13 protein-coding genes and 2 pseudogenes are annotated in these 13953 nt (G+C 65.3%); 3 read left to right on the top strand and 12 right to left on the bottom strand.

The annotated features are described in order from the left end of the window. Window positions 1-64: 64 nt before the first annotated feature. Window positions 65-664, top strand: coding sequence for a superoxide dismutase (locus tag VKZ87_RS07925; protein WP_324220710.1), 600 nt, complete (start codon window positions 65-67; stop codon window positions 662-664). A gap of 93 nt (window positions 665-757) precedes the next feature. Here VKZ87_RS07925 and VKZ87_RS07920 read toward each other — a convergent pair whose 3' ends face one another. The 8 genes and pseudogenes from VKZ87_RS07920 to VKZ87_RS07890 all read right to left on the bottom strand — a co-directional run bounded on the left by VKZ87_RS07920 (window position 758) and on the right by VKZ87_RS07890 (window position 9414). Beyond that, window positions 758-1738, bottom strand: coding sequence for a formate dehydrogenase subunit gamma (locus VKZ87_RS07920; RefSeq protein ID WP_324220709.1), 981 nt, complete (start codon window positions 1736-1738; stop codon window positions 758-760). Between the two features lie 26 nt (window positions 1739-1764). Further along, window positions 1765-2361: a formate dehydrogenase FDH3 subunit beta gene (fdh3B, locus tag VKZ87_RS07915; protein WP_324220708.1), complete on the bottom strand. Its 597-nt coding sequence runs from the start codon at window positions 2359-2361 to the stop codon at window positions 1765-1767. 24 nt (window positions 2362-2385) lie between these two features. Then, the gene (locus VKZ87_RS07910) at window positions 2386-5280 is read right to left on the bottom strand and encodes a formate dehydrogenase subunit alpha (RefSeq protein WP_324220707.1); all 2895 of its coding nucleotides are present in this window, start codon (window positions 5278-5280) and stop codon (window positions 2386-2388) included. 16 nt (window positions 5281-5296) lie between these two features. Beyond that, entirely contained in the window at window positions 5297-5500 is a 204-nt protein-coding gene (locus tag VKZ87_RS07905) for a ubiquinol-cytochrome c reductase iron-sulfur subunit N-terminal domain-containing protein (RefSeq protein ID WP_324220706.1), read from the bottom strand. Window positions 5501-5527: 27 nt separating this feature from the next. Beyond that, on the bottom strand, window positions 5528-6094 hold the full coding sequence (locus tag VKZ87_RS07900; RefSeq protein ID WP_349254792.1) for a molecular chaperone TorD family protein: 567 nt from the start codon (window positions 6092-6094) through the stop codon (window positions 5528-5530). Window positions 6095-6136: 42 nt separating this feature from the next. After that, a pseudogene (locus tag VKZ87_RS18470) lies at window positions 6137-6337 on the bottom strand (transcriptional regulator); the annotation flags it as partial. A 530-nt stretch (window positions 6338-6867) separates the two neighbouring features. Further along, complete coding sequence (locus VKZ87_RS07895; RefSeq protein ID WP_324220704.1) at window positions 6868-8517, bottom strand: 3-(methylthio)propionyl-CoA ligase; 1650 nt, start codon at window positions 8515-8517, stop codon at window positions 6868-6870. Between the two features lie 114 nt (window positions 8518-8631). Continuing rightward, window positions 8632-9414, bottom strand: coding sequence for an enoyl-CoA hydratase/isomerase family protein (locus VKZ87_RS07890; RefSeq protein WP_324220703.1), 783 nt, complete (start codon window positions 9412-9414; stop codon window positions 8632-8634). Between the two features lie 206 nt (window positions 9415-9620). Here VKZ87_RS07890 and VKZ87_RS07885 point away from each other — a divergent pair, with 206 nt between their 5' ends. Next, window positions 9621-10352 carry a TorF family putative porin gene (locus tag VKZ87_RS07885; protein ID WP_324220702.1) on the top strand — a complete coding sequence of 244 codons (732 nt, stop codon included), beginning with the start codon at window positions 9621-9623 and terminating at the stop codon, window positions 10350-10352. Here VKZ87_RS07885 and VKZ87_RS07880 read toward each other — a convergent pair whose 3' ends face one another. Next, window positions 10353-10964 (bottom strand): thiamine phosphate synthase, encoded by a 612-nt coding sequence (locus VKZ87_RS07880; RefSeq protein ID WP_324220701.1) that lies wholly within the window; start codon window positions 10962-10964, stop codon window positions 10353-10355. A gap of 15 nt (window positions 10965-10979) precedes the next feature. On the opposite strand from VKZ87_RS07880, the gene VKZ87_RS07875 reads away from it, so the two are divergent. Continuing rightward, window positions 10980-11678: a YggS family pyridoxal phosphate-dependent enzyme gene (locus VKZ87_RS07875; protein WP_324220700.1), complete on the top strand. Its 699-nt coding sequence runs from the start codon at window positions 10980-10982 to the stop codon at window positions 11676-11678. A gap of 16 nt (window positions 11679-11694) precedes the next feature. On the opposite strand, the gene VKZ87_RS07870 is transcribed toward VKZ87_RS07875, so the two are convergent. From VKZ87_RS07870 to VKZ87_RS07860, 3 genes and pseudogenes are all read right to left on the bottom strand, one after another. Continuing rightward, the gene (locus VKZ87_RS07870) at window positions 11695-11970 is read right to left on the bottom strand and encodes a hypothetical protein (RefSeq protein ID WP_324220699.1); all 276 of its coding nucleotides are present in this window, start codon (window positions 11968-11970) and stop codon (window positions 11695-11697) included. A gap of 57 nt (window positions 11971-12027) precedes the next feature. Further along, the gene (serA, locus tag VKZ87_RS07865; protein WP_324220698.1) at window positions 12028-13611 is read right to left on the bottom strand and encodes a phosphoglycerate dehydrogenase; all 1584 of its coding nucleotides are present in this window, start codon (window positions 13609-13611) and stop codon (window positions 12028-12030) included. 78 nt (window positions 13612-13689) lie between these two features. Beyond that, a pseudogene (locus VKZ87_RS07860) lies at window positions 13690-13953 on the bottom strand (phosphoserine aminotransferase); the annotation flags it as partial.

Raw genomic sequence — 13953 nt, 5'->3', positions numbered from 1 at the left:
TATCATGCCCGCCCCGGCGCGGGTTTGTTGGCCCGCTGCTACAAGCCAACCGCGAGAAAACACCGTGAGCAATTCCATCACTCTGCCGCCGCTGCCCTTTCCCGACAACGCACTGGACCCGGTCATCAGTGCCAACACGCTGAGCTTCCACCATGGCAAGCACCACAAGGCGTATGTCGACAACCTGAACAAGCTGATCGCCGGCACACCGCTCGAAGGCGAGCCGCTGGAGAAGATCATCCTGGAGTCCGCGGGCAAGGCGGACAAGGTGGGCGTGTTCAACAATTCCGCGCAGGTGTGGAACCACACGTTCTTCTGGCACAGCCTGAAGCCCAATGGCGGCCGTACGCCGCCAGCCGCGCTGGCCCAGCGCATCGAGAAGGATTTCGGCAGCTTCGACAACCTGAAGAAGGAACTGGCCACCGCCGCCACCACGCAGTTCGGCAGCGGCTGGGCGTGGCTGGTCGAAGAGAACGGCAAGCTGCTGGTGACCAAGACCGGCAACGCCGACCTGCCGATGACCAAGGGGCAGAAGGCGCTGCTCACCATCGACGTCTGGGAGCATGCCTATTACCTGGACTACCAGAACCGCCGCCCCGATCACGTCAATGCCGTGATCGACAAGCTGCTCAACTGGGAATTCGCCGAAAAGAATCTCGGCTGAGATTTCCGGCAACGCAAAAGCCGACAGGCAAAAAGCAAGGGGCGGTGTTTCCACCGCCCCTTTTCCGTTTCCGGATAACCGTTCCGCGGCGGCTCAGTCGTCACCGCCGCCACGGGCCTGCGCATCGCGGACCCAGAGGCTGTGATGCTCGCGCGCCCAGTTCACATCCACCTGGCCGCTGCCCATGGCATCGAAGGCGCCTTCCATGCCCACGGTGCCGATGTAGATATGGCCCAGGATCACCGCGACCATCACCATGCCCGCCACCGCATGGACGATCTGCGCCGTCTGCATGCCGGCGATATCCGTCACGTAGAAGGGGAACATCAGGATATAGCCGCTGACCGCCAGCGCGATGGTGCCGAGCACGACCAGCCAGAACAGCACCTTCTGGCCGCCGTTGAACTTGCCGGCCGGCGGATGCACGCCCTTGCGCAGCAGTCCGCCGCCCTGGCGGAGCCACTCGATGTCGACGGCATTGAAGATGTTGTGGCGGATCCACAGCACCGCCATCAGCAGCACGCCGAGCACGAAGGGGAAGCTGAGGAAGTTATGCGCCAGCTTGCCGAACTGGGTGAGCGAGGCGAAAGCCTCGGGCCCGATCAGCGGCATGATCAGCGAGCGACCGAACGACAGGTTCAGGCCGCTCAGCCCCAGCACGATGAAGCAGATCGCCGTCAGCCAGTGCGCGAAGCGCTCGGTGCCGCTGAAGCGTTCCATGGTCCGGCCCGACAGGCCGTGTTCGACCTTGATGCGCCCGCGCACCGCCAGGAAGACGGCGAGGCCGACCACCGTGAGCACCAGAAGCCAGCCGCCTGCCGACTTGACCGGGCCGTTCAGCGTGTCGCGCCATTCGCGCCCCTGCGGCTGGATCAGCACCGCCGACTTGGCATCGGGAATGGAAACGCGGCCTGTCACCGGCCCGCCCTGCAGCTGCTGCAGCAGCGCCGCCTCGTCGGCCGGCGCCGCCTGCTGGGCCGAGGCCGGCATCGGCGCGGCCAGAGCCATGGTGAGGATGAAGACGGCCCACAGAGCCGGCTTCAGCACACTGCCCGTCCAGAAGTTCCTGCGCATTGTCTCGCTCCCCTTGCCGGATACGGTCACGCCGAGGTGCCGGACTTGTAGGCCGTCGCCCAGCCCCAGGCGCCGGAGCCATAGCCGCGACGGCTGACGCGCTCCTTGTAGATCTCGGCGATGATGTCGCCGTCGCCGGCGAGCAGCGCCTTGGTCGAGCACATCTCGGCGCAGAGCGGCAGCTTGCCCTCGGCCAGCCGGTTGGCGCCGTATTTCTGGTACTCTTCCTTGGTGTTGTCGGCCTCGGGACCGCCGGCGCAGAAGGTGCATTTGTCCATCTTCCCGCGGCTGCCGAAATTGCCGACCTGCGGATACTGCGGCGCGCCGAACGGACAGGCGTAGAAGCAGTAGCCGCAGCCGATGCACAGGTCCTTGGAATGCAGCACCACGCCCTCGTCGGTCCGGTAGAAGCAGTCCACCGGGCAGACGGCGGCGCAGGGCGCATCCTCGCAATGCATGCAGGCCATCGAGATGGAGCGCTCGCCCTTCTCGCCGTCATTCAGCGTGACGACGCGGCGACGGTTGATGCCCCACGGAACCTCATGCTCGTTCTTGCAGGCGGTGACGCAGGCGTTGCATTCGATGCAGCGCTCGGAGTCGCAGAGGAATTTCATACGGGCCATGATCTTTTCTCCCCTCGCCTGCGCTTATGCCGCCTCGATGCGGCACAGCGTGACTTTGGTTTCCTGCATGTAGGTGACCGGGTCGTAGCCGTAGCTGGTGATCTGGTTCGCGCTTTCGCCGAGCACGATCGGATCGGCGCCCTGCGGGTACTTCGACCGCTGGGACTCGCCCTGCCAGTGACCCGAGAAGTGGAACGGCATGAAGGCCACGCCGACGCCGACACGCGGGGTGACGAGCGCCTTCACCTTCGCCTTCGAGCCGCCCTCCGGACCATAGACCCAGACATCCTGGCCGTCCTTGATGTTGAGCCGCGACGCGTCCGCCGGGTTGATCTCGACGAACATGTTCTGCTGCAGCTCGGCCAGCCACTTGTTCGAGCGGGTCTCTTCGCCGCCACCCTCGTATTCGACCAGTCGGCCGGTGGTGAGGATGATCGGGAACTCCTTCGACACGTCGCGGGCCTGCACGCTCTTGCCCAGATGCGGCAGACGGAAGGCACGGCGGTCGTCGTAAGTCGGATACTTGGCGACCAGGTCCCGCTTCGGCGAATAGATCGGCTCGCGGTGCACCGGCACCGGATCCGGCAGGCCGAAGGCATTGGCGCGCGCCTTGGCATTGCCCATCGCCTGCACGCCATGGGCCATGCAGACGCGGATGATGCCGAAGCTGGTATCCAGTGCCCAGCTCACCGCATCCGGATTGTTGCCGCCGATCTGCTCGATCCTGGCACGCTCGGCATCGGTGAGTTCCTTGTCCCAGCCCATCTTCTTGAGCAGGCCGTAGGTGAACTCGGGATGGCCGTCCTGGATCTCCGATCCGACCGGATAGGAGCCGTCGGCCAGCAGCGAGACGCCGTCCTTCTCCACGCCGAAACGGGCGCGGAAGGCGCCGCCGCCATCCTTCACCGGCAGGTGGGTGTTGTAGAGCACGTGAGTGCCCGGATGCTTCATCTCGGCCGAGCCCCAGCAAGGCCAAGGGAGACCGTAGAAGTCGCCCTTGGCGGGCCCCTTGGTGGCGCGCAGGCTGACGACGTCGAAATCGGCCTGATGCGCCATGTGCAGCTTCAGGCGCTCCGGCGACTGGCCCGAGTAGCCGGTCGACACGCTGCCGGCATTCAACTCCTTCAACGTGTCCTCGATGCTGGGCTCGTCGCCCTCCTCGATCCGGATGTTCTTGAAGAACTCCTTCTCGAAGCCGAGCTTCTTGGCCAGCTTGTACATGATCCAGTGGTCGGGCTTCGACTCGAAGATCGGCTTGACGATCTGCTCACCCCACTGCAGCGAACGGTTCGACGCCGTGCGCGATCCGCGGGTCTCGAGCTGGGTGCAGGCCGGCAGCAGATAGGTGCCGTTCTTGCGGTCGCCCAGCACGGCCGAGGTGGTCGGATGCGGGTCGACGATGACCAGCGTCTCGAGCTTCTCGAGCGCCTTCTTCACATCGGGCATGCGCACAACGGTGTTGCCGCCATGGCCCCAGAAGAACATCATCTTGATGTTGTCGTCCTGCTGCAGATCCTTCTTGTCGATCAGCGTGGCATCGAGCCAGCGGGTCGAGGGAATGCCCGCCGTCTCCATCATCTTCTTGTCCTTGAAGCGCGAGACCATCCAGCTGTGGTCGACGCCCCAGACGCGGCACCAGTGCTTCCAGGCCGCCTCCGACAGGCCGTAATAGGACGGCAGGGTGATCGGCTCGAGGCCGATATCGGTGGCGCCCTGCACGTTGCAGTGGCCGCGGAAGATGTTGGCGCCGCCGCCTTCCACGCCGATATTGCCCAGCGCCAGCTGCAGGATCGACAGCGCGCGCACGTTCGCGGTGCCGACCGTGTGCTGGGTGACGCCCATGCACCAGATCAGCGTGCCCGGACGGTTCTTCGCCATCAGTTCGGCCACGCGGCGCATCTGCGCCTCGGGAACGCCGGTCACGCGCTCCACCTCGTCAGGCGTCCACTTCTCGACCTCCTTGCGGACGTCATCCATGCCGTAGACGCGCTGGCGGATGTATTCCTTGTCCTCCCAGCCGTTCTTGAAGATGTGCCAGAGGATGCCGTAGATGGTCGGGATGTCGGTACCCGGCCGGATGCGCACATAGTCGGTGGCATGCGCCGCCGTGCGGGTGAAGCGCGGGTCGATCACGATCAGCGGCGCCTTGTTCTTCTCCTTGCCGCGCAGCACATGCTGCAGCGACACCGGATGCGCCTCGGCGGGGTTGCCGCCCATGATCACGATGCATTTCGAATTGTGGATGTCGTTGTACGAATTGGTCATGGCGCCGAAGCCCCATGTATTCGCAACGCCGGACACCGTGGTCGAGTGGCAGATACGCGCCTGGTGATCGATGTTGTTGGTGCCCATGAAGGCGGCAAACTTGCGGAAGAGATAGGCGCCTTCATTGGAGAACTTGGCCGAGCCGAGCCAGTAGATCGAATCCGGGCCGGAATTCTTGACCACGTCGTTGATCTTGTCGCCGATCTCGTCGATCGCCTGGTCCCAGCTGATCCGCTGCCATTTGCCGTCGACGAGCTTCATCGGGTATTTCAGCCGGCGGTCGCCATGGGTGATTTCGCGGATTGCCGCGCCCTTGGCGCAGTGGGTGCCGAGGTTGATCGGGCTTTCCCAGGTCGGTTCCTGGCCGACCCAGACGCCGTTCTCGACTTCCGCCGTCACCGTGCAGCCCACCGAGCAGTGGGTGCACATATTCTTCTTCTTCACGATGTTGGGGCCGGTCGAGGGCATCGCCTCGGCGCGCTTGACCATCGCCGGGCTGAGCGCCGAGACGGCGGCAAGGCCGCCGGCGGCCAGCCCCGAGGCTCTCAGGAAACTGCGACGGTCCATCGTCTGCAGCGCGGCGCCGGCCAGGATGCCCGAGAGCTTCCCGCGGGCGGAAACGGAACCAGCCGTGGAGCTTTTCTTGATCAGCATGGTTTCTCTCCGTGTCTCAGAGCCGGTTGGTCTCGTAGTAGCGCTTCACATGGTCGGTTTCCTTGTAGCGCTGCTTCTTCCGGGTCTCGGCATTCTCCGGCGCGGCTTCGACCCCGGCCGGAACGATTGCGGTGGCGGCCACGGCGGCTGCGGCGCCGACACCGGCGTTGCGCAGGAAGTCGCGACGGGCCAGTTTGTCCTTCTGCTTGTCCGCACTCATGGCTTTCCTCCCGTGTTCGGCACCCCGCTAGGCAGCGAGGGCAAAAGCCTGTGTTTCAATCGACATGAAAATGCGCCCGGCGGTGCCGAGCGGCTGGTACAGATGCGCGCTCGGCGCCTTCTCGAGATCGGTGAAGAACCGCTCCGCCCAGGGCGCGATGTGCTGGCGGAACATGCGCTCCTGGGTCGCCAGTTCGGCCGGGCCGCGGCTCTCGTCGCCGCTGATCAGCAGCGCCATCAGTTCGCACAGCGCGCCCATATGGTCCTCCGGCTCATAGACGCCGTCGGCGCGGGCATAGCCGAGCTGGGCCATGTCGCCGCGCAGCTTGGCCAGCGGCCGCTCGTAGAGGAAGCCGGTGCGGTAGAATGAAGCATAGGGGACGAGTTCGCCGCGGGGCAGCCCGATGAACAGGGCGTCGTATTCCTCCTGGGCGCGCTCCAGCGAAACGCCGCCGGCGCGCTCGGCCAGGGCGGCCAGCGCTTCGCCGAGCGGCGAGGCATCGCCCTTCAGCTGGGCGAGCGCGGTCAGCAGGGCGGTATCGGGACGGCGCGCCAGCGAGCGGCCGAGCAGCGCATAGAGCTGCGCGCGCCACATATCCTCTTCGGCAATGGCAGCCGGGGCGTTGCTTGCCGCAGCGTCAGGGTAGAGATCGGGGCGCAGTTCGTGCCGGGTCACCTGGCCGCCGGTCGCCTTCTCGATCGCGAGCACATATTCGCCGGGAACGCGGTCGGCCTTTTTCAGCCAGTGCCAGACATTGGCCTGCTTGACCCCCAGCAGCCTTGCGAGCTGGGTCTGGCCACCGACGATGGCGATCGCTTTTGATAAAGCTTCCGTCACGGCTTCCTTCCCCGACGGAATGTAGCTTACAAACACTTTTGTGAGGCTTCAATTAAAATCGATATTAAGTATCTGATTCATAAATAAAAATGCTGCATCTGCGAAATCTTGCAAGCGCCTCTCAATAGCGGGGCTGCACTTGCCTTTTTACCCAATGTACGCTATATGTTCCACCCTATGGCTTCGGGCTCGCCCGGGGGCCGCACTCCTGATGTTGGACATCGTGAACCCACGCATGCCCGCTTTGGCAAATGCCGGCTGACCTGCCGTGCTCCCGGTGGGACTCAACGGGACTCAACGGGATTCAACAGGACTGAACTGGCATCCAACGGGACTGAACTGGCCCTGAACGGGATCGAACTGGCCCTGAACGGGCCTCAACTGGCTCCGAACCGGCTCCAACCGGACAGGTCCACCCCAGGGAGATCAACGGCTTATCGGGAAGGCGGCAAAACCAACGCGCCTGCCGGACAAAGAAAAAGGCCCCTTCCCACCCGGGAAAGGGGCCCTGTTCGCTTACTGCCGGCCGGTCAGGCGCCGGGGGTCGGCAGCTTGTAGTCCTTGTACTGCTCGCGCAGCTTGGTCTTGAGCAGCTTGCCGGTGGCCGTATGGGGCAGCTCGGCGACGAAGACGATGTCGTCGGGCAGCCACCATTTCGCGACCTTGTCCTCCAGGAAGCTCATCAGCTCTTCCTTGGTGACCTCCTGGCCGGGCTTCTTGATCACCAGCAGCAGCGGCCGCTCCTGCCATTTGGCATGGAAGACGCCGATCACGGCGGCCTCCTGCACGGCCGGATGGCCGACCGCGGCATTCTCGAGGTCGATCGAGGAGATCCACTCGCCGCCCGACTTGATCACGTCCTTGGAACGGTCGGTGATCTGCATGTAGCCGTCCGGATCGAGGGTGGCGACGTCGCCGGTGGTGAACCAGCCCTCGTCGTCCAGCACCTTGCCGCCCTCGCCCTTGAAGTAGCCGGAGGTGATCCAGGGACCGCGCACCTTGACGTTGCCGAAGGCCTTGCCGTCGCGCGGCAGTTCCTTGCCCTCGTCGTCGGTGATCTTGATCTCGACGCCATAGACGGTGCGGCCCTGCTTGGCCTGCACGTCGAGGCGCTTCTCCAGCGGCAGGTCGGCATGCTTCTTGAGCAGGTTGCCGGTGGTGCCCAGCGGCGACATTTCGGTCATGCCCCAGGCATGGATGACGAAGCAGTCGAACTGCTTGGCGAAACGCTCGATCATCGCGCGCGGCGCCGCCGAGCCGCCGATCACGCAGCGCTCGAGCTTGATGTCCTTCTTCAGGTCCAGCGACGGATTGGCGTCGATATGCTGGAAGAAGGCGAGCCAGACGGTCGGCACGCCGAGCGAGAAGTTGCACTGCTCGTCGCGCAGCAGCTCGTAGACGCTCTTGCCGTCCAGGGCCGGGCCGGGGAAGACCAGCTTGGCGCCGCTCATGCAGGCGCCATAGGGCACGCCCCAGGCATTGGCGTGGAACAGCGGCACGATCACCAGGGCGGAATCGGCCGAACCGAGATTCAGGCCGTCGCGCTGGCAGACGGCATAGGAATGCAGCACGGTGGAGCGGTGCGAGTAGAGCACGCCCTTCGGATTGCCCGTCGTGCCGGAGGTGTAGCAGAGCGAGGAAGCCGTGCGCTCGTCGAATTCCGGCCAGGTGTATTCATCGCTCTCGGGGCCGATCAGGTCCTCGTAGCAGACCAGATTGGGGATGTTCGCGTCCTTCGGCATATGCGCCGCGTCGGTCAGCGCGACGAATTTCTTCACCGTCTTCAGCTGCGGCGCCAGCTTCTCGATGATCGGGGTGAAGGTGATGTCGAAGAAGAGATACTGGTCCTCGGCGTGATTGACGATGTAGTCGATCTGCTCGGGGAACAGCCGGGGATTGACGGTATGCAGCACCGCGCCCATGCCCGAGACGCCGTAATAGAGCTCGAAATGGCGGTAGGTGTTCCAGGCCAGCGTGCCGATGCGGTCTCCCATCTTCACGCCCAGGCGGGTCAGCGCATTGGCCAGCTTCTTCGAACGCTTGGCGAGATCGGCATAGGTGTAGCGGTGGATGGGGCCTTCCACCGTGCGGGTCACGATCTCCGTCTTGCCGTGATACAGCGCGGCAAACTCGATCAGCGACGAGATCAGTAGCGGGCGGTCCTGAATGAGCCCCTGCATGCGCTTCCTCCTGTAACTTTAGGCGCTTGGACTGGTTGTCGGGCGGCAGTCTATGGGGGCGAAAATCCGGCCGCAAGGCGGCCGGGCCGTGCTGCCGCAGCGTTAACGTCGCAGTCAGCGGCCGCGGAAGGCCGGCCGGCGCTTGGCCAGGAAGGCGTCGCGGCCCTCGGCGAAGTCCTCGCTGCCGAACAGCAGCGCCTGCAGGTCCGCCTCCTGCGCCAGCAGGGCCTCCAGAGGTTGCGGACCGCGGGCCAGCACCGCCTTGGTATAGGCCTGTGGCACCGGCGCGGTTGCGGCGAAACGCTCCGCCAGCCGGATCGCCTCGGCCAGCGCCTGGCCCGGCTCGGCCAGCTGGTCGGCCAATCCGATGCGGTGCGCCGTCTCACCGTCGACCTCCTCGGCCAGCATCATCAGCCGTTTCGCCCAGCCGGCATTGACCCGCTGCGGCACGGTCCAGAGCGCCGCCATGTCGGGCATCAGGCCGACCTTGTTGAAGGAGCAGCAGAACTTCGCGTCCCGGGCCGCGACGACCTGGTCGCAGAGCAGCGCCAGCGACATGCCGGCGCCGTAGGCATAGCCCTCGACGGCCGCGACTACCGGCTTCGGCCCCGCCGCCAGCAGCCGCACCAGCCGGTGCAGGTTGGCCAGCCGCTCCCGGCCGCCCACGACGGTGATGGCCTGCATCGAGGAAATGTCGCCGCCGGCGCAGAAGGCGCCGCCATTGCCGGTCAGCACCAGGGCCCGGACCTCGTCATCGCCCATCGCCGCCTCGACCGTCGCAATGAGCGCCGCGCGCAGCTCCAGCGACAGGGCATTGCGCCGCGCCGGATAGTTCAGCCGGATGATCCGCACCGCGCCCTGTGATTCGGCGATGACCATGCCCTGTGCGTCCGTCATGCTGTTTCCCTTGCCTCCCGGTCGATTTCCCGGGCGTAACCGTGGCGTTGCGGCTGCCCAGAATTTGTACAGATTGCCCGCTTCGTTACATGAGTGTCACCGAAGAGACACACTACTCGGGCTCGGATTGATAATAACGCAGAAGAATTTGAGCGACAGCGTTCGCTCTGCTTATGTCGCCGCGGGATTTCTTTGGAGGTTACCCTATGAAAAGGATTGCACTCGGCGCAGCTCTGGTTGCCGGTCTGATGGCCGCTCCCGCTCTCGCCCAGGACAGCAAGTTCGGCGCCTCGCTCGGCGTCACCGGCGTTTCCGAGTACTTCTTCCGCGGCATCAGCCAGACCGACGACCGTCCGGCCCTGCAGGCCGGCGCGGAGCTGACCTATGCCCTGTCGGACACCTACACGCTGTACGGCGGCGTCTGGGCCAGCACAGTGGATTTCGGCGACGACACCGATGCGGAAGTCGACCCCAATTTCGGCATCCGCGCCACCTTCGGCAATCTCGGCCTCGATCTGGGCGTCATCCAGTATCTCTACGTCGACAAGCCCTCGGGTGCCGACCTGAACTTCACCGAGTTCAAGCTGCTGGCCAGCTACGACCTCGGCTTCGTGGTCCCCAGCGCCGGCATCTACTACAGCCCGGACTACACGCTGGAGAGCGGCGACGCCTATTACGTCACCGCCGGCGTCTCCATCCCGCTGCCGGTGACCGCGCTGGATCCGCAGATCGTGGCCAATGTCGGCAAGCAGTATGTCGATGACAATGCCGCGTTCGGCTTCGACGACTATGTCGACTGGAATATCGGCCTGTTCGCCTCCTACATGGGCTTCACCGCCGGCATCCAGTATGTCGATACCAACCTGAGCAAGACCGAATGCCCGGATGCCTGCCAGGCGGCCGCAGTCTTCTCGCTCGGCTATTCCTACTCGTTCTGATCAGACCGACGTCTGATTACCGGCCGCCGCCATCCCCGCGATGGCGGCGGTTCCGTTTTTGGGGATCCGGACCAGCCGTTGCGCGGTCTGCCGCGTGATCCCGCCCAGCGCATAGACGCCAAGCCCCCGGCGCCGCGCCGCCGCGGCCAGCTGTGCGAAACGCAGCACTCCCAGTCCGACCGCGCCCGGATGGCTGCCGGTCGGGAAAACCGGCGAAATCAGGACGGCATCCACCCCGCCCCGCGCGGCCCGGACGATCGCCGCCTCGCCATGCGCCGCCGCGGTCACCAGCCAGCGGGGATGGCGGGCCGCGATGCCGGCGGCACGGACCAGCATCGCCTCCGGCAGGTGCAGCCCGTCGGCGCCGCAGCGCAGGGCCAGCCCGGGATCCCCCGCCACCAGCAGACGCAGCCCCCGCCTCCGGCAGAGCGCGGCCAGCTCCTGGGCCAGCGCTTCCCGCTCCGCGCGCGGCCACTCGTAATGCCGGAACAGCACGCCCTCGCCGCGCGACAGCCGGGCCGCCGCGGGCAGCGGGTCGGGCAGCCGGGCGGCGTCGGTGACCAGCCACCGGTGAGGCAGTTTCGGCTTCGTTGCGGCTGGGGGGTGCTGCATGGCATACAGCCTGCCATGAGCAATACCGGCCCGGAAGTCTCCAGCATTGCCGCCAATCTCGCCGCCGTGCGGCAGCGCATCGCCGATGCCGCCGCGCAGGCCCGGCGCGATGCCGCCTCGGTCACCCTGATCGCGGTGGCGAAAACCTTTCCCGCCGAAGCCGTCCGCGAGGCACTGGTCGCCGGGCAGCGCCATTTCGGCGAGAACCGCGTGCAGGAAGGCATGGCGAAATATCCTGCCCTGCGCGAGGAATATCCCGACCTCGTGCTGCACCTGATCGGCCCGCTGCAGACCAACAAGGTGAAACAGACGGTGGCGCATTTCGACGTGATCCATACGCTGGACCGGCCGAAACTTGCCGAGGAACTGGCGAAGGAGTTCGGGAAAAGCGGCCGACGGCTGCCCTGTTTCATCCAGGTCAATACCGGCGAGGAGCCGCAGAAGGCCGGCTGCGCGCCGCAGGAGGCCGATGCCTTCATCGCCGATTGCCGTGACCGGCTGAAGCTGCCGGTGGTCGGCCTGATGTGCATCCCGCCGGCCGAGGAAGAGCCCTCGCCGCATTTCGCGCTGCTGAACAAGATTGCGCAGCGGAACGGCCTGGCCCAGCTCAGCATGGGCATGAGCGGCGATTACGACACGGCGACGATGCTGGGGGCGACCCATGTGCGGGTCGGCAGCGCGATCTTCGGCGGGCGAAGCTACCCGCAGGCCTGACTGTTTCTTTCCCGGATTATTTTTTGGTGGTGCCGCCGGACGCCAGCGTGACGGTCTCGCCGGCCAGCACGAAGGTCACCGAGCCGTCGCTGGTCTTGTAGGTCCACTGCTCGATCGGACCGAGCTTCTGGATTTCCGTCGGCCGCCCGAGCGCCTTCTCCAGCTCGGCTTTCGTGCTGACGTTTTCCGATCGCTTGATCGTCTCTTCGGTGCTCGGCTCGTTACAGGCAGCCAGAGCCAGCGGCAGCACCACAGCAAGGCTGGCCAGAGCGAGGCGGAACGGGCGGGCCATTCGGAACTCCATGTCGTAACCGGCGAATTCTAGAACGGCCCGGCCCGGCCGCAAAGCTCAGAAGGCGAGCGGCGTGGCCTGGCGGACGCCCGGAATCTGCCGGACTTTCTCCACCACATCGGCCGGGATCGGACTATCGACCTCGACGAGGCAGATCGCGTCCTCGCCGACCGCGGCGCGGCCGAGATGGAAGGTCGCGATGTTGATCCCGGCATCGCCCAGCACCGTACCGAGCCGGCCGATGAAGCCCGGCTTGTCGGCATTGGTGACGTAGAGCATGTTCGGACCGAGTTCGGCATCGATGTCGATGCCCTTGATCTCGACCACGCGCGGATGCTTGTTGCCGAACAGGGTGCCCGACAGATGCCGCACCTTGTCAGCATGGATCGTGACCTTCATCAGCGTGTGGTAATCGCCCTCGCGCTCGTGCTTGACCTCGGAGACCTCGATGTTGCGCTCCTTGGCAACCAGCGGCGCATTGACCATGTTGACGCTGCTGAGCTGGCGGCGCAGCAGGCCTTCCAGCACGATGGCGGTCAGCGGCCGCGTGTTCAGCGTCGCCACATGCCCTTCATATTCGATGATCACCTTGGTCAGGCTGGCTTCGGCCAGCTGGCCGACGAAGCTGCCCAGCTGCTCGGCGAGCTTCATGTAGGGCTTCAGCTTCGGTGCGTCCTCGGCCGAGACCGACGGCATGTTGAGCGCATTGGTGACGGCACCGGTCAGCAGATAATCGGAAATCTGCTCGGCCACCTGCAGCGCCACATTCTCCTGCGCCTCGGTGGTCGAGGCACCGAGATGCGGCGTGGCGATGAAGTTCGGGTGGTTGAACAGCACGTTCTCCTTCGCCGGCTCGGTGACGAACACGTCGAAGGCGGCGCCGGCCACGTGGCCGGAATCGAGCGCCTGCCGCAGCGCCGCTTCGTCCACCAGGCCGCCGCGGGCGCAGTTGATGATGCGCACGCCCTTCTTCGTCTTCGCCAGGGCACCGGCATCCAGGATATTCCGGGTCTGGTCGGTCAGCGGCGTATGCAGGCTGATGAAGTCGGCACGCGCCAGCAGCTCATCCAGTTCGACCTTCTCGATGCCGAGCGCGGTGGCGCGTTCCGGGGTCAGGAAGGGGTCGTAGCCGATCACCTTCATCTTCAGGCCGAGCGCGCGGTCGGCGACAATGGAGCCGATGTTGCCGCAGCCGATCAGGCCGAGCGTCTTGCCGTAGAGCTCGACGCCCATGAACCGGTTCTTCTCCCACTTGCCGGCCTGGGTGGAACGGTCGGCCTGGGGAATCTCGCGGGCCAGGGCCATCATCATGGCGATGGCATGCTCGGCCGTGGTGATCGAGTTGCCGAACGGCGTGTTCATGACGATGATACCGCGGCGCGAGGCGGCCGGGATGTCGACATTGTCGACGCCGATGCCGGCGCGGCCGATGACCTTGAGGTTGGTGGCGGCGGCGATCAGCTTTTCCGTCGCCTTGGTGGCCGAGCGGATGGCGAGACCGTCATAATTGCCGATGATCTCGAGGAGCTTTTCCTTGTCCTTGCCGAGCTTCGGATGGAAATCAACTTCAACGCCGCGGTCGCGGAAGATCTGGACGGCGGTTTCCGACAATTCGTCAGATACGAGTACGCGAGGTGCCATGGGAGGCCTCCTTAAATCGGTCTAGGGAGATGAAATAAAGGGAGGCTCCGTCCAGGGACGGAGCCGATCGCGAAAAATTCAGGCCGCAGCCTTGGAAAGCGTCGCCTTCTGGGTCTCGAAGGCCCAGGAAAGCCACGGCATCAGCGCCGCAAGGTCGGCCGTGTCGATGGTGGCGCCGGCCCAGATGCGCAGGCCCGACGGGGCGTCGCGATAGGCGCCGATGTCATAGGCGACGCCTTCCTTGTCGAGGAGGGCGACGAGGCCCTTGGCGAAGGCGGCCTGCGCGTCGGCGTCGAGCGCCAGCACGTCCTTGTCGGCGATCGTCAGGCACACCGAGGTGTT

The sequence above is a fragment of the Ferrovibrio sp. genome (genome assembly GCF_035304305.1).
Taxonomy (GTDB): domain Bacteria; phylum Pseudomonadota; class Alphaproteobacteria; order Ferrovibrionales; family Ferrovibrionaceae; genus Ferrovibrio.
Note: the sequence above shows the minus strand (reverse complement) of the source record. Positions and strands in the feature narration are given on the sequence as shown.

Coding starts and splice junctions, on each gene's coding strand:
- VKZ87_RS07920 (WP_324220709.1), bottom strand. CDS start 1,738: ATGCGCAGGAACTTCTGGACGGGCAGTGTGCTGAAGCCGGCTCTGTGG.
- fdh3B (WP_324220708.1), bottom strand. CDS start 2,361: ATGGCCCGTATGAAATTCCTCTGCGACTCCGAGCGCTGCATCGAATGC.
- VKZ87_RS07910 (WP_324220707.1), bottom strand. CDS start 5,280: ATGCTGATCAAGAAAAGCTCCACGGCTGGTTCCGTTTCCGCCCGCGGG.
- VKZ87_RS07905 (WP_324220706.1), bottom strand. CDS start 5,500: ATGAGTGCGGACAAGCAGAAGGACAAACTGGCCCGTCGCGACTTCCTG.
- VKZ87_RS07900 (WP_349254792.1), bottom strand. CDS start 6,094: ATGTGGCGCGCGCAGCTCTATGCGCTGCTCGGCCGCTCGCTGGCGCGC.
- VKZ87_RS07895 (WP_324220704.1), bottom strand. CDS start 8,517: ATGCAGGGGCTCATTCAGGACCGCCCGCTACTGATCTCGTCGCTGATC.
- VKZ87_RS07890 (WP_324220703.1), bottom strand. CDS start 9,414: ATGACGGACGCACAGGGCATGGTCATCGCCGAATCACAGGGCGCGGTG.
- VKZ87_RS07885 (WP_324220702.1), top strand. CDS start 9,621: ATGAAAAGGATTGCACTCGGCGCAGCTCTGGTTGCCGGTCTGATGGCC.
- VKZ87_RS07880 (WP_324220701.1), bottom strand. CDS start 10,964: ATGCAGCACCCCCCAGCCGCAACGAAGCCGAAACTGCCTCACCGGTGG.
- VKZ87_RS07875 (WP_324220700.1), top strand. CDS start 10,980: ATGAGCAATACCGGCCCGGAAGTCTCCAGCATTGCCGCCAATCTCGCC.
- VKZ87_RS07870 (WP_324220699.1), bottom strand. CDS start 11,970: ATGGCCCGCCCGTTCCGCCTCGCTCTGGCCAGCCTTGCTGTGGTGCTG.
- serA (WP_324220698.1), bottom strand. CDS start 13,611: ATGGCACCTCGCGTACTCGTATCTGACGAATTGTCGGAAACCGCCGTC.